This is a genomic window from Pseudomonas sp. H1h (genome assembly GCF_000633255.1).
Taxonomy (GTDB): Bacteria; Pseudomonadota; Gammaproteobacteria; order Pseudomonadales; family Pseudomonadaceae; genus Aquipseudomonas.
Map to the genome: position 1 here is coordinate 319,155 of NZ_AYMJ01000031.1, position 16,612 is coordinate 335,766.

General features: G+C 59.1%; 13 protein-coding genes, 6 tRNA genes and 1 pseudogene. 12 read left to right on the plus strand and 8 right to left on the minus strand.

What is annotated here, in order from left to right; translation table 11 throughout:
* Positions 1 to 194 precede the first annotated feature (194 nt).
* The 4 genes and pseudogenes from U862_RS0125420 to U862_RS31560 all read left to right on the plus strand — a co-directional run bounded on the left by U862_RS0125420 (position 195) and on the right by U862_RS31560 (position 4,595).
* Positions 195 to 956, plus strand: a complete 762-nt coding sequence (locus U862_RS0125420; RefSeq protein ID WP_025112980.1) for an SDR family oxidoreductase — start codon at positions 195 to 197, stop codon at positions 954 to 956.
* A 192-nt stretch (positions 957 to 1,148) separates the two neighbouring features.
* Complete coding sequence (locus U862_RS0125425; RefSeq protein ID WP_025112981.1) at positions 1,149 to 2,519, plus strand: PLP-dependent aminotransferase family protein; 1,371 nt, start codon at positions 1,149 to 1,151, stop codon at positions 2,517 to 2,519.
* A gap of 990 nt (positions 2,520 to 3,509) precedes the next feature.
* Positions 3,510 to 3,734: pseudogene (locus tag U862_RS31555) on the plus strand (HAMP domain-containing protein); the annotation flags it as partial.
* Positions 3,732 to 4,595, plus strand: a complete 864-nt coding sequence (locus U862_RS31560) for a methyl-accepting chemotaxis protein (protein ID WP_371262589.1) — start codon at positions 3,732 to 3,734, stop codon at positions 4,593 to 4,595. The pseudogene U862_RS31555 and the gene U862_RS31560, both read left to right, overlap by 3 nt.
* A gap of 677 nt (positions 4,596 to 5,272) precedes the next feature.
* On the opposite strand, the gene U862_RS0125435 is transcribed toward U862_RS31560, so the two are convergent.
* Positions 5,273 to 6,031: a hypothetical protein gene (locus U862_RS0125435; protein ID WP_029977851.1), complete on the minus strand. Its 759-nt coding sequence runs from the start codon at positions 6,029 to 6,031 to the stop codon at positions 5,273 to 5,275.
* A 385-nt stretch (positions 6,032 to 6,416) separates the two neighbouring features.
* On the opposite strand from U862_RS0125435, the gene U862_RS0125440 reads away from it, so the two are divergent.
* The 6 genes from U862_RS0125440 to U862_RS0125465 all read left to right on the plus strand — a co-directional run bounded on the left by U862_RS0125440 (position 6,417) and on the right by U862_RS0125465 (position 7,132).
* A tRNA-Glu gene (locus tag U862_RS0125440) sits at positions 6,417 to 6,492 on the plus strand.
* A 2-nt stretch (positions 6,493 to 6,494) separates the two neighbouring features.
* Positions 6,495 to 6,570, plus strand: a tRNA-Gly gene (locus U862_RS0125445).
* Positions 6,571 to 6,674: 104 nt separating this feature from the next.
* A tRNA-Glu gene (locus U862_RS0125450) sits at positions 6,675 to 6,750 on the plus strand.
* 3 nt (positions 6,751 to 6,753) lie between these two features.
* Positions 6,754 to 6,829: transfer RNA gene (locus tag U862_RS0125455), tRNA-Gly, on the plus strand.
* A gap of 148 nt (positions 6,830 to 6,977) precedes the next feature.
* A tRNA-Glu gene (locus U862_RS0125460) sits at positions 6,978 to 7,053 on the plus strand.
* A 3-nt stretch (positions 7,054 to 7,056) separates the two neighbouring features.
* Positions 7,057 to 7,132, plus strand: a tRNA-Gly gene (locus tag U862_RS0125465).
* Between the two features lie 18 nt (positions 7,133 to 7,150).
* On the opposite strand, the gene U862_RS30830 is transcribed toward U862_RS0125465, so the two are convergent.
* The gene (locus tag U862_RS30830) at positions 7,151 to 7,324 is read right to left on the minus strand and encodes a hypothetical protein (protein WP_157836085.1); all 174 of its coding nucleotides are present in this window, start codon (positions 7,322 to 7,324) and stop codon (positions 7,151 to 7,153) included.
* Between the two features lie 92 nt (positions 7,325 to 7,416).
* Between U862_RS30830 and U862_RS0125470 the strand changes: the two genes are divergently transcribed.
* Positions 7,417 to 8,166, plus strand: a complete 750-nt coding sequence (locus tag U862_RS0125470; protein ID WP_025112984.1) for a hypothetical protein — start codon at positions 7,417 to 7,419, stop codon at positions 8,164 to 8,166.
* A 116-nt stretch (positions 8,167 to 8,282) separates the two neighbouring features.
* Here the strand turns inward: U862_RS0125470 and U862_RS0125475 are convergent, their stop codons facing one another.
* The 4 genes from U862_RS0125475 to U862_RS0125490 form a co-directional block, all read right to left on the minus strand.
* Positions 8,283 to 10,022 (minus strand): dipeptidase, encoded by a 1,740-nt coding sequence (locus U862_RS0125475; RefSeq protein WP_025112985.1) that lies wholly within the window; start codon positions 10,020 to 10,022, stop codon positions 8,283 to 8,285.
* Positions 10,023 to 10,222: 200 nt separating this feature from the next.
* A complete protein-coding gene (locus U862_RS0125480; protein ID WP_025112986.1) occupies positions 10,223 to 10,861 on the minus strand; it encodes a LysE family translocator in 639 nt (212 codons plus the stop codon).
* Position 10,862: 1 nt separating this feature from the next.
* Positions 10,863 to 11,633 (minus strand): 2OG-Fe(II) oxygenase, encoded by a 771-nt coding sequence (locus tag U862_RS0125485; RefSeq protein ID WP_025112987.1) that lies wholly within the window; start codon positions 11,631 to 11,633, stop codon positions 10,863 to 10,865.
* Positions 11,634 to 11,723: 90 nt separating this feature from the next.
* The gene (locus tag U862_RS0125490) at positions 11,724 to 12,350 is read right to left on the minus strand and encodes a serine-tRNA(Ala) deacylase AlaX (RefSeq protein WP_025112988.1); all 627 of its coding nucleotides are present in this window, start codon (positions 12,348 to 12,350) and stop codon (positions 11,724 to 11,726) included.
* Positions 12,351 to 12,440: 90 nt separating this feature from the next.
* On the opposite strand from U862_RS0125490, the gene U862_RS0125495 reads away from it, so the two are divergent.
* Positions 12,441 to 13,439 carry a LysR family transcriptional regulator gene (locus U862_RS0125495; protein WP_025112989.1) on the plus strand — a complete coding sequence of 333 codons (999 nt, stop codon included), beginning with the start codon at positions 12,441 to 12,443 and terminating at the stop codon, positions 13,437 to 13,439.
* 64 nt (positions 13,440 to 13,503) lie between these two features.
* Here U862_RS0125495 and U862_RS0125500 read toward each other — a convergent pair whose 3' ends face one another.
* Positions 13,504 to 13,911 carry a PA2817 family protein gene (locus tag U862_RS0125500; RefSeq protein WP_008087850.1) on the minus strand — a complete coding sequence of 136 codons (408 nt, stop codon included), beginning with the start codon at positions 13,909 to 13,911 and terminating at the stop codon, positions 13,504 to 13,506.
* Positions 13,912 to 13,985: 74 nt separating this feature from the next.
* Entirely contained in the window at positions 13,986 to 16,433 is a 2,448-nt protein-coding gene (locus U862_RS0125505) for an acyl-CoA dehydrogenase (RefSeq protein WP_025112990.1), read from the minus strand.
* Positions 16,434 to 16,612 lie beyond the last annotated feature (179 nt).

Below are 16,612 nucleotides of genomic sequence, written 5' to 3' on the forward strand. Positions count from 1 at the left end.
AGCCAATGCTGCAAGGTTGGCTGATGCGGCGAATGCGCAATGATCCAGTGCAGTGATAGTCCCCCGGCGGGTTTTATCACTGCGACGGATGAAGGCATAAACAGCCTTCTGATAGTGCTGACGCGGGGCGGGCCCCGGTGGCTATGCTGCGACTCTGCAAATCCCTCCTGCATCTCTCCTTCGAGGACATAACAATGAGCATGACGTTTTCCGGTCAGGTTGCCGTAGTCACTGGCGCGGCCAACGGCATTGGCCGTGCGACCGCCCAGGCGTTCGCCGCCGAAGGCCTGAAAGTGGTGGTGGCCGATCTGGACGCGGCGGGGGGCGAGGGTACGGTGGCGCTGATTCGTACAGCCGGTGGCGAAGCGACCTTCGTGCGCTGCAACGTTACCGTTGAAAGCGAAGTGAAAAATCTGATGGACGAGGTGATCAATACCTACGGTCGTCTCGATTACGCCTTCAACAATGCCGGGATCGAAATCGAGCAAGGCAAGCTGGCCGACGGCTCGATGGATGAGTTCGACGCGATCATGGGCGTCAACGTCAAAGGCGTCTGGCTGTGCATGAAGTACCAGTTGCCACTGTTGCTGGCTCAGGGCGGCGGGGCGATCGTCAATACCGCCTCGGTGGCGGGGCTTGGGGCGGCGCCGAAGATGAGCATCTATGCGGCGTCCAAGCACGCGGTGATCGGCCTGACCAAATCGGCGGCGATCGAATACGCGAAGAAGAAAATTCGCGTCAACGCGGTGTGCCCGGCGGTGATCGACACCGACATGTTCCGCCGCGCGTACGAAGCTGACCCGAAAAAAGCCGAGTTTGCCAACGCGATGCACCCGGTGGGGCGTATCGGCAAGGTCGAGGAAATCGCCAGCGCTGTGCTGTATCTGTGCAGCGATGGCGCGGCGTTCACTACCGGTCACTCGCTGGCCGTGGATGGCGGCGTCACCGCTTTCTGACGCCCTATCGCATGGCATGAGAAACCCGCCTTCGTGCGGGTTTTTTCATGGCGGGCTGTCAGTTCCGTGAATCCGCTAAACAATGTGTATCAAAGGGTTAGAACGGCCGCTTTTGACGGCGTTGTCGCACAGTCTGTACGGCGTGGCTGTGATTTACTGCCGCCAGCAAAACGGACAGGAGTTTGCTTGCTCATGGAATTGAGAATTGACCGACAGGCAATGGTGCCGGTCGTACAGCAGATTGTTGATGGAATGACCGACTGGATCTTGCGAAGTGGCGTAGCACCAGGCACACGCATGCCCTCCGTCAGGCAAATTGCGCGCTCCAATCTGCTCAGCCAGTCGTGTGTGGTCGAGGCCTGTGAGCGGCTTGTCGCGCAAGGCCTGCTGTCCGCACGTCAGGGGGCGGGGTTTACGGTGGCTGCGGCGCGGCCAAACGCCGGGTGCAGCAGGGGATCGGCGGCCATTGACGGCGGGCAGGTGGAGAATGGATTGCAACTCGGCGAGGGCGGCCTGCCGCAGAGCTGGCGTGAGTCCGATGACTTGAGCTACGCGATCCGTCAGGTCGCCCGTGCCGACATGGCAAGTCTGTTCAATTACAGCAGCCCGCTGGGGCTGCCGGCGCTGCGCGAGCAGATCGGCAAACGCCTCAGGTTGCTCGACATCCGCGCCGCTGATGAGCAACTGCTGACCACAGCCGGTGCCAGCCACGCGCTGGATCTGCTGGTGCGCACGCTGCTCAAGGCTGGCGATTGTGTGGTGGTGGAGAATCCGGGTTATGCGCCGCTGTTCGAACTGCTGCGCCTGCACGGTGTGCAGTTGCTTGAAGTGCGCCGTACACCGAGCGGCCCGGATCCCCAGGCGCTGGAGGCGTTGTTACGGCAGTTTCGGCCGGCCGCGATGTTCATCAACAGTCACCATCACAATCCCACCGGTTCCTGCCTGACCCCGGGCGTGGCGCAACAGATCCTGCAGTTGTGCACCGCTAACGATGTTCAACTGATCGAAGACGATGTCTACGCCGACCTGCACAATGGCAACGGTATTCGTTTGGCAGCACTCGATGAGCGGGTGATCTACGTCGGCAGCTTTTCCAAGACGCTGAGCAGTTCGTTGCGCGTCGGCTTCATCTGCGCCGGGCCTGCACTGATTGCGCGTCTGGCCCGGGTCAAGATGATCAGCAGCAGGGGCGCGTCAGGTTTCAATGAGGCGGTGCTGGCCAACCTTCTGGCCAGTGGCGCGTATCGAAAAATGGTTCAGCGCCAGCGTCAGCGGCTCAATACCGATCGGGCTGCCGCGTTGCAGGCGCTGGAAGACGCTGACTGGGAAGTGTTTGGCAAACCCTGTGGCGGGCTGTTCATCTGGGCTCGTTCACCACTGCGCGATTTGGCCCGATTGCAGCATCAGGCCCAGAGCTGTGGCGTGCACCTTTGCTCTGCGGGGGCTTTCAGTCCGAATGGCGAAGCGGGTGAGTGGCAGCGGATCAATGTGGCCTATGCCTGTGATCCGCGGGCGCGGCGGTTTTTTCACAGTACTCGCGCGAATCGACCTCAAGCGTTCTGAAAACGACGCGTGCGTAGCTTTTTGCCATTATTCCGACGCCAGAGACTTGTGCTGGTCCAAGGCCGTTGCGAATCTTCGTCAACAGACTTTGGCAGGGGACTACGCGCAATGATTTCGGCCGTGCAAGGACGTTTTGCCAACCTCGGTATGGCGAAAAAACTGGGTGTCGGGTTTGTACTGGTGCTGCTGTTGACTGCGTTGGTGGCCGCCATCGGGGTCTGGTCCCTGCAGACCATCAGTCAGCGTTTCGACGGGCTGAAACAGATGTCGGCGCTTAACAGCGCCTTGCTCAAGGTACGGCTGCTGGAGCAGGACTACGCGCTGCACAGCAACCCGAAAACCGTCGATGCCTTGCACGAGGGCGTGGACGGCTTGCTGGCCCAGGTCGGGCAACTCAAGGCGCAGTCACCGGCGAATGTGGTGGTGATGGGCGATGTCGAGCAGTCACTGGGTGCCTATCGCAAGGCATTCGACGAGTTCGTTTCGCTGACCCAGGCCAAGGATCTGGCGCTGGAAATGGCCAGTTGGTCGGTGTCCAGCGTGGCCAACAACCTGGATGTGCTGCAAGCCGGGCTGGCCGATGATGGCGCGTATACCTTGAAGGACACCGAAGGCAAGGATGGTGCGCAGTTCATCGAGCAGGCCGGTCAGGTCAGTCAGGTGTCGCGGTTGATGCTGCAGGCGATGAACGAGGCGCGGGTGCGTCTGGACCAGAGCCGCAAGGGCGATGCCGACAGTGCCGGCAAGGGCAACATTGAGCAGGCGGCTCAGGCCCAGGCTCAGGCCGAGCAGTTGAAGACCACGGTCAAGGATGAGGGCTATCTGACGGTCCTCAATGAAGTCTCCGGGCACATCGCCGGGTTCAACGACAAACTGGCCGAGTACACCGGGCTGCTGGCCCAGGAGAAAACCGTCTACGAACAGTTGCACCAACGTGCGGCGCAGGTGATGGAGCGCGTCGATCAGGCGTATGTCGCCGAGGACGGCGCGATGCAGGCGGAATTGAAGAAAAACTCGGTGTTGATCATCGGCTCTTCGGCGCTGGCATTGCTGGTCGGGCTGATTGCCGCGTGGGTCATCACCCGGTTGATTGTCGCGCCGCTGCGCAGTGTGATGCGGGTTGCGCAGCAGATTGCCGCCGGAGATTTGAGTGCGCGGGTTGAAGTCACCCGCCGAGATGAAATCGGCCAGCTGATGCTGGCGATGCAGCAGATGGGTTCCGGGCTGAGCACGATCGTCAGTGGTTTGCAGGCAGGAATCGAACAGCTTGCCAGTTCTGCGCAATCGCTGTCGGCGGTGACCGAGCAGACCAATCTGGAAGTCAGCAGCCAGAAGGAAGAAACCGAGCAAGTGGCCACGGCCATGAACCAGATGACGGCCACTGTGCACGACGTGGCACGTAATGCCGAAGAGGCCGCGCTGGCCGCACAAACCGCGGATGGCAAGGTCGAGAGCGGACAGCAGGTGGTGCGCCAGAGCATGGCGCGGATCGAGCAGTTGGCGGATTCGGCGACTTCGGCGAGTTCCAGTATCGAAAGCCTCAGTGCCGAGATTCAGAATATCGGCACGGTGCTTGAGGTGATCAAGAGCGTTGCCGAGCAGACCAATCTGCTGGCGCTCAACGCGGCGATCGAGGCGGCGCGGGCCGGGGAACAGGGCAGGGGATTTGCGGTGGTGGCCGATGAGGTTCGCGCGTTGGCGCGGCGTACCCAGCAATCGACCGAGGAAATCGAGCGGTTGGTCAGTGCGTTGCGGGCGGCGGCGCATTCGTCGGTGCAGCAGATTCAGAGCAGTGGTGAACTGGTGAAGCTTGCTGTCAGTGATGCGCTGCAGACGGAGAGTGCGTTGGGGAGTATTGCGGCGGCGGTGTCGTTGATTCAGCAGATGAACCAGCAGATTGCGGCGGCGGCCGAGGAGCAGAGTTCGGTGGCTGAGGAGATTAATCGCAGTGTGACGAGTATTCGTGCGAGTGCTGATCAGTCTTCGATTGCGATGCGGGGGAATGCGGTTTCGAGTATTGAGCTGGCGCGGTTGGGGAGTGAGCTTAAAGGAATGGTTGGGCACTTTCGGCTTTGAGCCTTGAGCCTTGAGCCTTGGCGGCCTGTGGGCCGACCAGGTTCTTGGGTTTGGGGTGAATATCCGTTGCTTGGGGTGCTGCTGATGGCGGTTTCGCCCTTACGGCGAGTCACTTTTTCAGACGCCAAAAAGTAACCAAAAGGCTCAGCCCCGGCGTTCGGCCCTCGCTTAGGCTCGGGTTCCTTCGCTTCGGGATCCATCCGGGGGCATCGCCTACGGTTTGCTTCGCTGCACCTCCTCTCGATGTGTTTGGCTTTGCCAAACGGCGCTACGCGCCCACCCCCGGATGAATCCCTCCACTCAGCCTGCCGAAGGGGCCAGCAGATCAAGAGCTGCAGCCGAGCTAACGCTCATCCTGTTGAGTGGTGAGAAGCGGATGCGGTGTGCTTTTTCTTTCTGTAGGAGCGAGCCTGCTCGCGATGGCGGCCTACGAGCCGAGCAGAATCTAACCGACTACACCCAATCCATTTGTGGGAGTGAGCCTGCTCGCGATGGCGGCCTACGAGCCGACCAGAATCTAACCGACTACACCCGATCCAGTTGTGGGAGTGAGCCTGCTCACGAAGGCGGCCTGACAGCCGATCAATTTCTGACTGAATGCACCCAATGCCTTGCTGTGGGAGCCAACCACCAACAAAAAAGCCACCTCTCGGTGGCTTCTCTCTACCTATCGACCATCAGTCGTAGATCACCTTCTTTTTCCAGTCCGCATCGGCTTCGACTTCCTTGAGGCCTTCGGTCAACTGGTTCACTTCGCCTTCGACCGGTGCAATCTTGTCCATGACCTGGGCGTTGGCGCGGGCCAGGAGCTTTTCCAGATATTGCAGCTGTTCCGAATACATCTTCGGATCCTGCTGTTTGCGCAGGTATTGCACGCCGCGTTCGAACGCAAGGCGAGCCTGGCCGGGCTGGTTTTGTTGCAGGGATTGTTGGCCGAGGTTGTTGAAGAACTCGATGTGTAGCAGCACCAGAATATGGCGGACTTCTTTGATCCAGTGTTTGGCTTCGTTCGGTGGCAGGAAGCCGTCATGGGCGGCGCGGGTGATCTGGCCGTGCAGGGCTTCGAGCAGGAAGCGTACGTCTTTGGCCTTGGCTTCGGTCAGGATCGGCGCCGGCGGGTTGTTGACCGGGATTGATTCGCCCTGGGCGACCAGTGCGCTCAGTTCGGTGATGCGTGCCTTGGTCGTGGCGCTGGTTTTTTCCAGGTTCAGCAGACGCTGGCAGACGTTCAGTTCCAGGCGGGTCAGCAGCAGCTTGAGCGCTGGCGTCATGAACTGGCCCGGAAAGGTCTCGGTCAGTTCGCCGCAGCGACGCAAGCGGTCGTTGAGTTCGACTTTGGTGCGGGCCTTCTCCAGTTTGTTGTTTTCCACCACATGGTTCATGTAGCCAATGGCGATCAGAATTGCGATCCCGGCTATGACTAGCAGGGTGATCATGAGTGGTGTCACCGGTAAGACCTCTTTATAGGGTTCGCATGCGAGTGTAGTGGCTGGGGCATTTATGCGCCTAGCGCCGCTCGACGAGTTGGATCGGCAGGTGCAATCTGTATCGGCCGCATGTGGCTTACATGAATGCTGGCGCTTGATGTGCAGATTGCCATCACTGTGTTGCGGACTATAACGTCTTGGCGAGTGGCGGAATATAGGCGTCAATCGTCGGGCGACGGAAAACCCCGATTGCTTCCACAAAGCAGGTCGAAGTCATTGATTTAAATAAATTTATATCAGGGGGTTGACGACCTCTCAATCCATCCATAGAATGCGCGCCACTTGCAGCGTAAAGCACACAGCGAAGCGCGGCAGGGAGTGAATGTTGTAGTGTGTCCCCTTCGTCTAGTGGCCTAGGACACCGCCCTTTCACGGCGGTAACAGGGGTTCGAGTCCCCTAGGGGACGCCAATGCGGGAATAGCTCAGTTGGTAGAGCACGACCTTGCCAAGGTCGGGGTCGCGAGTTCGAGTCTCGTTTCCCGCTCCAATTTTAAACAGCACTGCTTTCGGGCGGGGCTGAGTGAAACCAGAACCCTGTCTTCGGATGCGGATCTGGACACCGAAACACACACCATGTGTTCCGGGTAGCGTGTCCCCTTCGTCTAGTGGCCTAGGACACCGCCCTTTCACGGCGGTAACAGGGGTTCGAGTCCCCTAGGGGACGCCATTTGCGGGAATAGCTCAGTTGGTAGAGCACGACCTTGCCAAGGTCGGGGTCGCGAGTTCGAGTCTCGTTTCCCGCTCCAAATTCAAATAAAACGCCGCTCAGTGATGAGCGGCGTTTTGTTTCCGGCTTCACAGCGCTGCTTTCGGGCGGTGCTGAGTGAAACCAGAACCCAGTCTTCGGACGCGGATCTGGGCACCGAAACACACACCATGTGTTCCGGGCAGCGTGTCCCCTTCGTCTAGTGGCCTAGGACACCGCCCTTTCACGGCGGTAACAGGGGTTCGAGTCCCCTAGGGGACGCCATTTGCGGGAATAGCTCAGTTGGTAGAGCACGACCTTGCCAAGGTCGGGGTCGCGAGTTCGAGTCTCGTTTCCCGCTCCAATTTCACAAAAACGCCGATCAGTGATGATCGGCGTTTTTGTTTTTGCAGTATTTGTCGCGCAACAAAAAAGGACCTTCGGGTCCTTTTTTGTAGGGTATTTCATCTGGAGCCGTTAGTTGCCCATGGTGCCATTGTCTCGTTTGCCTGTCGGGATCAGAATCCGTCAGGACATTGCCAGCTTCACGGAGCATGGATGAATTCGTTGGGCAGATGGGTGAGGGCAAAGTGCGCAGCGCAGTGCACAACATGCATCGCCATAACCACATAAAAAGGAAGCAAGACGTTGAGTTGGGAAAAAGTCGGGAAAACGCTGGTGACCTTGATTAGCTGCATTGGATCAATTGTGGCTATCTACGCGGTGCTCAAGGACGACACCAAGCTTGAGGCCTATCTCAGCTACGATTATCAATCCTATCCCCGTCAATTTTCCGAGCGCGTAAACAAAGCGAGTGACAAGCTCGATTACGGCTACCTCTATGATGGTATCAAGGGTGTCGCCAGCGATGCGCTCACTCATGAACAGATCGACAAGATAGTGAGTCTGAGCCAGGCGCCTTATCTCCATATTTTCGATGGTCCTTTCAAAAAAGGGCCAGACGTTTATCCGGCGGGTCTCTACATCTATCTGACGAATACCGGTGAGAAGGTGGTTAAAGATGTGCATATCAAGCTGCCTGCCAAGGGGCTGGTCCGCATCAGGGATGACTCAGGCAACGAAACGGTAATGGAAGAGCCGACCAGTCGCGTGATCATCCCATCGCTTGTTCAGAACGGCATCTACAGGGTCTGGGTCTATTTTGATGGAGACCTCAAGGCGCTCAAGAAAGAGGGAGTGCGAATTGGCTACAGCGATGGCGTGGCAAAAATAGAGGTATTTGAGGAGTTCTCGGGTCTTGAGGCTGAGGTGGCGAAATACAGCGCTGAGTTGTTAACTCTTCTGATTTTACTGGCGATGCTCCTGATTTTTGCGGTCGTTGTACTCTTTATGGTTTTATCCGATGGCAGAAGTCAGGCGGACACAGCGGCTAGTTGAGGTCAGTTGAAGACTTGCGTATCGCAACGATCGATGCAAAAAAAGGACCCTCGGGTCCTTTTCTGTTTTCGCGCCATTGAGTGACAGGCCCGCTGGATCAGCGGGCACATACCGCTTCAGAGCTTCGGCAGTTGCCCGACACGCCCCATCATTTCAGTGACGATCTGCAGGTCCAGCAAAAACTGGTCAACCGTCTTGAACTCGCCGTCGGTGTGACCGGTGTATTTGACTTCAGGTCGGGCCAGGCCGAATTGCACGCCGTTCGGCAGTTCGTGCACCGAGGTCGCGCCGGCCGAAGTGCCGAACTCGTGCTTCATGCCCAGGTTCTCACTGGCCACCGCCAGTAATGCTTTCACCCATTCGCCTTCCGGATTGCGGTACATAGGTTCGGCGATCGAGTAGGTGAAGTTCACGGCAACGTGGGATTTCTTGCTCCAGGCCGCGAGCTTGTCAGCGATTTCCTTCTTCAGCACTTCCGGGGACTTACCCTTCGGCACACGCAGGTTGACCGCCAGTTTGAAGGCCTTGTCGTCTACGCCCACGTAAGTCAGCGAAGAGGTCAACGGGCCCATGAACGAATCGGAGAAGCCGACACCGAGTTTTTTGCCCAGGTAATCCAGGCCCCAGTTGGTGGACGCATAGCGAGCAGCATCGGTGATCTGGTTGTGCTTGAACGCCACCTTGCCGTCGAGGCTGTTGATGAAGTCGAGCATCCGTGCGACCGGGTTGACGCCGGACTCGGGCTCGGAGGAGTGCGCAGACACACCGGTGACGGTCAGTTTGACGTCTTTGCCGTCAACTTTGGCCGCCACTTCGAAGTCGCCGCCGTGTTTTTTCGCGTATTCGCTGCCGGCTTTCTGCAGGCTCGCGGCCAGTTGCTCAGGCTTGTCGGTGACGAGGGTGGCAACCGACACCGATGGAATCTGGTTGGTGGCCAGGCCGCCAGTCATCGAGATGATTTCTGCGCCACTGCCTTCAGCCTTGCGCAGCGGGAAGTTGGCCATGACTGTGCCGTAGCCTTTTTCGGCGATGACCACCGGGTAGCCGCCGTCCAGCGCCATGTTGTAGTTCGGCGTCGGGTTGTGTTCGAAGTAGTACGGGATCGCATCGCCGGTGGTTTCTTCGGTGGTGTCCACCAGCAGTTTGAAGTTGCGCGCCAGTGGCAGCTTCTCTTCCTTGATGACTTTCATCGCGTACATGGCAACGACGATACCGTTCTTGTCGTCTTCGGTGCCGCGACCGTACATGCGGTCGCCGATCAGCGTGACTTTGAATGGATCGAGTTTGGTGCCGTCTTTCAGTACCCAGTTTTCCGGGGTGACCGGCACTACGTCGGCATGCGCGTGGATACCCACGACTTCGTCGCCGCTGCCATCAAGGGAGATTTCATAGACGCGGTTGTCGACGTTGCGGAACTTCAGGTTGAACGAGTCGGCCAGGTTCTTGATCTTTTCGGCGATCTTGATGAACTCGGGATTGTCGTGCTGGGCCACGCCTTCTTTCTGGAAGGTCGGGATTTCCACCAGTTCACGCAGGGTTTCCAGCGCAGCCTTGCCGTACTTCACGCGGGTGTAGATGCCCAGCAGGCGGTAGATCTCGTTCTGCTGTTCAGCGCTCGGCGTCTTGTTGTCGAGAAAGGCATTGATCGCCGGGCCAAGGTTGTCGGTTTTACCCAGGTCGCTCTTGCCGACGGCGCCCAGGAACTGGCGGAAGTCGGTGACGCTGGCATCATCGAAGCTCTTGAGAATGGCCGCACTCTGTTGCGGGGTGATATTGGCTTGTGCGGGCAGGGTGAACGCAGAAAAGCTGGCCAGGATCAGGCTGGTAGCGGCCAGGCGCTTGAGAGAAAAATTCATTGTGATGGGCATTCCTTTGCAGGCAGTTGAGAGGGAAGTGTTTGAAAGTTGAAACAAATCTTTTCCAAACTAACACCACGAAGGTGTTGAAGGGGAGTCCTGAAAGTGGGATCCGTCGCACAGAAATGCAAAAGCGGCGCACAAACGAAAAAGGCCCGACCGGTGTTCAACTGATCGGGCCTTTTGTTTGAGCGCAGCGTTTACATCGACAGCACGAGCCTGCCAGCGAACAGAATTAGGATCACGCCCATGCTGCGTTCGAACCAGTGGCCCATGCGCATGAACAGGTTGCGCACCCGGCTGCTGGAGAAAAACAGCGCGACGATCACGAACCACAGCGCGTTGACGAAGCACATCCACACCCCGTACAGCGCCTGGATGTTCAGCGGCGTGCTGGCACTGATGATAGTGGTGAAGATCGCCAGGAAAAACAGTGTGGCCTTGGGGTTCGTGGCATTGGTCAGAAACCCGGTGCTGAAGGCCTTGAACAGCGGCTGCTCGACCAGCGGTTCGTCGGTGTTTTTCTCGCCCTCAAGCGTGGTTTTCGGCTTGCTGCGAATCAGGCTGATGCCGAGGTAGAAGATGTAGGCGCCGCCGACGACCTTGGCCACCGTCAGCAACCAGGGCGTGGTGTGCATCAGGGCGCCAACGCCGAGCAATGTGTAGAGAACATGCACGGAAATGCCCGCACCGATGCCCAGTGCCGTGCAGATGCCCACCAGTCGGCCGAAGCGTACGCTCTGGCGAATGGTCACGGCGAAATCCGGGCCGGGAGCAACCACGGCCAGAAAGTGAATGGTGGCCAGCGCCAGAAACTCGCCCAGGTAGTTCGATAACATCTCAGCTCCAGAAGGTCAGGGGTGAAGCATTGCCGCGATAGCCGACAAAGAAGGAAAGGCTCAGTCGCGGATCCGCCACGCCCGGGGTCACCGAGTGCATGCAGCGCGAATTGAACATGATGAAATCGCCCGGCTCGGGTCGTACTTCAAGGGTTGGCGGGCCGAGCAACGCCGGGTCGATGCCGTAGCTGTCGCCACGCATCTCGTCGAACTGATCCGGGGTGATGTCGTCGTCCCACATCTGCAGCGCACCACCCTCGGTCGGCATGTTCAGGTACACGTTGCAGGCGAACTGCGCCTCCAGGCTGCGGGCCTGAAAGCTGTCTGGGGCATCCTTGGCGAAAATGTCGTGATGGGCGAGGAAGCACACGCCGGGTTTGACCACGCGCGACAGGCCGACATACATCTTGCGGCCATAGAGGTTTTCCAGATGCGCACCGGCCGGCCATGATTCGTCGAGCATGCAGCGCAGGGTGTCGACCGGCGAGGAGTAAGGCGCACAACGCTCGCGCAGTTCGGCGATGTTGCTGGTAGCACGCTCGAAGTAATCCTCGATCAGCAACGGCTGGTTTTCCGCTTCGTAGAACGCCATGCCGATCCGACCGATGCTTGGCGCGTTGATGTAGCCCTCGAATCCCGGAGCAAGAATCTTGTCGCCAATCTGGATCGCCAGCGGCTCGGGCAAAAAGCCTTTGACGCGGATAGCGAGGACTTCTTCGTTGGCCAGTTTTTTTATGCACGTCTCATCGAGACGCTCGACGTCTAGCATCATTGTTTTTAGGTCCATCTATCGATAGTCAACGGAACCTGCGAGTGCGGTTCCCCCGGCGTCGGACGCTGCGCGATGCAGCGTCCGAAATGCTCAATCCACGCTGTAGTGGACGGATAACGTGCCTTTCTTCTGCGAAAGGGAGGCGATCGTGACTGTGCCCAAATCCTTCAGGCTTCGTACATGGGTGCCACCGCAGCCATAGGCGGGCAGTTCGCCAAAGCCGATTTCCCGCGCGCCTTCACGCAGCGAAGTCAGGCGTGGCAGATCGTGCTCTATCCACTGACTGATACCGTATTGAACGGTGGGTGCGTCGACTTCCTGTGCGGCATCGCCCGGTTTGAACTGCACCCGGCCCTCGTCTGGCCAGTGGTGCGCCTTGATCGGCGTCCAGCCCATGGCCTGAACGAAGTGCCCGATCAAGTGCCCGGCCGAATGCATGCGGGTGTTGTAGCGGCGACGTTGTTCATCGACGTGGATGCAGGTCATGCCGAGTTTTACCGGGCGATCGACGTAATGGACGATCCGATCCGGTTCCTGCACCACGCGTAACACCTGGCTTTCGCCGATCATGCCGGTATCGCATGGCTGACCACCGCCCTGCGGATGAAACAGGGTGGCGCGCAGCACCACGGCAAATTCGTTCTCGTGGGGCGTGCAGTCGAGGACTTCCACATTAGCCTTGAGGTCATCACTATGGAAAAAGAGGCGAAGCGTCATATTCCATGCCCTTATTAAAGTTTCTTTTTTTATTATATGAATCGTGCAATAACGTGATAATCCGTTCAAACATCAAAGGACTTGTGCGCTGTGAGCATCAATCTCCCGCTGCCACTGCTCGGTGAAATGGCGATCTTCGTCAAGGTCGTGGAGACCGGCAGCTTCTCCGAGGCGGCTCGCCAACTGGGTTCTTCGCCCTCGGCCATCAGTCGCAGCATTTCCCGCCTGGAAAAGGCCTTGGCCACGCGTTTGCTGCAGCGCACCACGCGTAAACTGCGCTTGAGTGACGGTGGCGAAGAAGTGTTCAAACGCTGTCAGGAAATGGTCAGCGCCGCCAAGTCAGTGATGGAGATCAGCGGTCAGTTCACCCATGAGGCGGAAGGGCTGGTGCGGGTCAGCGTGCCGAAAGCAGTCGGGCGTTTCGTGATTCATCCGCACATGCCGGAGTTTTTGCGGCGTTATCCCAAGGTCGATGTCGAGTTGCTGTTGGAGGATCGCCAGGTTGATCTGATCGACGATCATGTTGATCTGGCGATTCGTATCACTGACCGTCCGCCTGCCGGACTGGTCGGGCGTCAGTTGCTGACCATCGACCATTTGCTCTGCGCCACCCCGCAATACCTGGCCGAACATGGCACGCCGACGCACCCGCATGACCTGCTCAATCACAGCTGCATCTATCTGGGGGAAACTCCCAGCGATGCGCGCTGGAAATTCAAGAAGGGCAGCAAGGCCGTGACCGTCGGCGTGCGTGGCCGCTATGCCGCCAACCATACCGGCGTGCGATTGGGCGCGGTGTTGCAGCACATCGGTATCGGCAGCCTGCCGTACTTCACTGCGCGTTACGCGCTCGAGCAGAAATTGATTGTGCAGGTGTTGCCGGAGTGGACGTTCCTGGCTTCGTACCACGGTGGACTGTGGTTGCTGCACTCACCCACGCGCTATCTGCCACCGAAATTGCGGGTGTTCATCGACTATCTGGTGGAGTGCCTGGAGAAGGAACCGACGTTGAGCAAGCCGGGCAAGGCGGGTGCGCCGAACAACCTGGCGATGGCATACGAGCTGCCTGAAAGTGAAGGATTGTTGTAATCGCCGCACAATAAAAAAGGCCCGCATGGATCTCCATGCGGGCCTTTTCATTGCCGGGAGAAAATCAGTGCTTGCTGTCTTGTGCAGACATCGCCAGCAGCTGTTTTTCCTGGTTCCAGTCGAACGGTTCGTCATTCTGTTCGGCTTCGTAGCGACGTTCTTCCAGTGCCTGATACATGTCGATTTCTTCATCGGACAGGTAGTGCAGGCAGTCACCCGCGAAGAACCACAGCAGGTCCCGTGGGATCAGATGGGCGATTTGCGGATAACGGGTAATCACCTGGGTCAGGATGTCCTGGCCCAGATACTGGCTTTCGATCGGATCGATCGGCAGGGACGCCAGCAATTCATCGAAGCGCTCCAGAAACAAGGCATGGCTTTCTTCGGGAACCTGTTCGGCCTCACCTACGGCGACCAGAATACTGCGCAGGTGGTCGAGTAACACAAGATGATCGGCAACGACGTTGGACACGAGATAAGTCCTCAAGAGCAAAACGGGCGCGGGAGTATAAAGCTCCTGCGCTCGCTTGGACATGGTTGTCAGGATCAGCGGACTTTGCCCTCTGCCTGTTTCAACTCCTCCTTGTCGAAGTCATCGACGTCGATCACCTTGCGTCGTGCCGCTTCGGCATCGCGCAGGGTCTGCGCTTCCACCGCTTGCAACACCCCGGCCTCCAGCGCGGCATCGATCGCGTGTTCGCCCGCCACCGGTTTGACCTGACCACTCTTGAGCGAAGTGTGCAGTTTCTTGTGCAGCGGTTGGGCGGCGTTCAGCAGATCGCTGGCATGTTGCAGGGCACCGACGGCATCGTCGGCGGACTGCGGGCGATAGCAGCCGGCGAGCAGCTCTTCAAGGGTTGGATCGCCTTTGGCCCGGCCGATCACCGCGGCCACTTCGGCGCCGAGCTTGTCCGACGGCCCTTTGTGGCGGCGACCGAACGGGAACACGATCACTCGCAACAGACCGCCGAACACCCGGTTCGGGAAGTTGCTCAGCAACTCGTCCAGTGCTCGCTCCGACTGGCCGAGGCTTTCTTCCATGGCCCAGCGGAACAGCGGTTCCATGTGCGCCGGCGAATCCAGATCGTGATAACGCTTGAGCGCGGCGGAGGCCAGATACAGGTTGCTCAACACATCGCCCAGACGCGCCGACAAGCGTTCACGGCGTTTCAGCTCGCCGCCCAGCAACATCATGCTGAAGTCGGCCAGCATGGCGAATGCCGCCGCCTGGCGGTTGAGCGCGCGGAAGTAGCCCTGACTGATCTTGTCCCCGGGTGCATGCTCGAAGTGGCCGAAACCCAGGTTCAGCACCAGGGTGCTGGCGGCGTTGCCCACGGCGAAACCGATGTGCTTGAGCAGCAGGCCGTCGAACTCTTTCAGTGCCTGTTCCTTGTCCTCGCGCCCGGCGAGGGCCATTTCCTTGAGGACGAACGGATGGCAGCGAATGGCGCCCTGACCGAAGATCATCAGGTTGCGCGAGAGGATGTTCGCGCCTTCCACGGTGATGAAGATCGGAGCACCGTTCCAGCTACGCCCCAGATAGTTGTTCGGGCCCATGATGATGGCCTTGCCGCCGTGCACGTCCATGGCGTGGCTGATGCATTCGCGGCCGCGTTCGGTCAGGTGGTACTTGAGGATCGCCGACAGTACTGACGGTTTTTCGCCCAGATCCACGGCGTTGGCGGTGAGCATGCGCGCCGCGTCCATCATCCAGGCGTTGCCGCCGATGCGCGCCATGGCCTCCTGAATGCCTTCGAAGGCCGACAGCGGTACGTTGAACTGTTCACGAATCTGCGCGTACTGACCGGTCACCAGACTGGTGAACTTGGCCGCGCCGGTGCCGACGGCCGGCAGCGAAATCGAGCGCCCGACCGACAGGCAATTCATCAGCATCATCCAGCCCTTGCCGAGCATTTCCTGGCCACCGATGAGGAAGTCCAGCGGGATGAATACGTCTTTACCCGAGTTCGGGCCGTTCATGAACGCGGCGCCCAGCGGCAGGTGACGGCGGCCGATCTCCACGCCCGGCGTGTCGGTGGGGATCAGCGCCAGACTGATCCCCAGGTCGTCCTTGTCGCCCAGCAGGTGATCCGGATCATAAGCCTTGAAGGCGAGTCCGAGCAGGGTGGCCACCGGACCCAGGGTGATATAGCGTTTTTCCCAGTTCAGGCGAAGGCCGAGGACTTCCTGACCTTCCCATTCGCCCTTGCAGATGATCCCGGTGTCGGGCATCGCGCCGGCGTCGGAGCCGGCCAGCGGGCCGGTGAGGGCGAAGCACGGAATGTCGTCGCCACGGGCCAGTCGCGGCAGGTAGTGATTGCGTTGTTCATCGGTGCCGTAATGCAGCAGCAGTTCGGCCGGGCCGAGGGAGTTCGGTACCATCACCGTCGAGGCGAGGTCGCCGCTGCGGGTGGCGAGCTTCATCGCCACTTGCGAGTGGGCATAGGCGGAAAAGCCCTTGCCGCCGAATTCCTTGGGAATGATCAGGGCGAAGAAGCCGTGCTCCTTGATGTGGCTCCAGGCTTCGGGCGGCAGGTCCATCGACTGACCGATATGCCAGTCGGTGACCATCGCGCAGAGCTCTTCGGTCGGGCCGTCGATGAACGCCTGTTCTTCCTCGCTCAACTGCGCCTTGGGATAAGACAGCAGCTTGTCCCAGTCCGGACGGCCGCTGAACAGTTCACCGTCCCACCACACCGTGCCGGCATCAATGGCGTCGCGTTCGGTCTGCGACATCGGCGGCAGGGTTTTCTGGAACCAGTTGAACAGCGGCGCAGTGAAGTGTTTGCGGCGCAGGTCAGGCAACAGCAACGGCGCCGCAACCAGCGCAAGCACGACCCAGAACACCAGCAGCAACCAGCCCGGGGCGCGGCTGAAAATGCCCATCGCCAGAAGGTAAATGGCGACGATACCCAACGCGGGCAGCGGGGCGATGCGGCGATGGGCGAGGTACGCCACACCGACGATCAGAACCAGTATCCACAACAACAGCATATGTAATCCTCCGTGAACCAAGGCAAACCGACCCTCCAGAGCTTAGACGGCATCTGTAAAACGGGGTGGTCAGAACAAGGTGATTGAACTCGTGGGAAACCCTGGATGACTTTTGTAGGTTCGGTGGGCAACACCCGTGGGAAATCGTTCGCTATTCCCGCGTCTTTGCGTGCATGTTT

Coding starts and splice junctions, on each gene's coding strand:
- U862_RS0125420 (WP_025112980.1), top strand. CDS start 195: ATGAGCATGACGTTTTCCGGTCAGGTTGCCGTAGTCACTGGCGCGGCC.
- U862_RS0125425 (WP_025112981.1), top strand. CDS start 1,149: ATGGAATTGAGAATTGACCGACAGGCAATGGTGCCGGTCGTACAGCAG.
- U862_RS31560 (WP_371262589.1), top strand. CDS start 3,732: ATGGGTTCCGGGCTGAGCACGATCGTCAGTGGTTTGCAGGCAGGAATC.
- U862_RS0125435 (WP_029977851.1), bottom strand. CDS start 6,031: ATGATCACCCTGCTAGTCATAGCCGGGATCGCAATTCTGATCGCCATT.
- U862_RS30830 (WP_157836085.1), bottom strand. CDS start 7,324: ATGCTCCGTGAAGCTGGCAATGTCCTGACGGATTCTGATCCCGACAGG.
- U862_RS0125475 (WP_025112985.1), bottom strand. CDS start 10,022: ATGAATTTTTCTCTCAAGCGCCTGGCCGCTACCAGCCTGATCCTGGCC.
- U862_RS0125480 (WP_025112986.1), bottom strand. CDS start 10,861: ATGTTATCGAACTACCTGGGCGAGTTTCTGGCGCTGGCCACCATTCAC.
- U862_RS0125485 (WP_025112987.1), bottom strand. CDS start 11,633: ATGATGCTAGACGTCGAGCGTCTCGATGAGACGTGCATAAAAAAACTG.
- U862_RS0125490 (WP_025112988.1), bottom strand. CDS start 12,350: ATGACGCTTCGCCTCTTTTTCCATAGTGATGACCTCAAGGCTAATGTG.
- U862_RS0125505 (WP_025112990.1), bottom strand. CDS start 16,433: ATGCTGTTGTTGTGGATACTGGTTCTGATCGTCGGTGTGGCGTACCTC.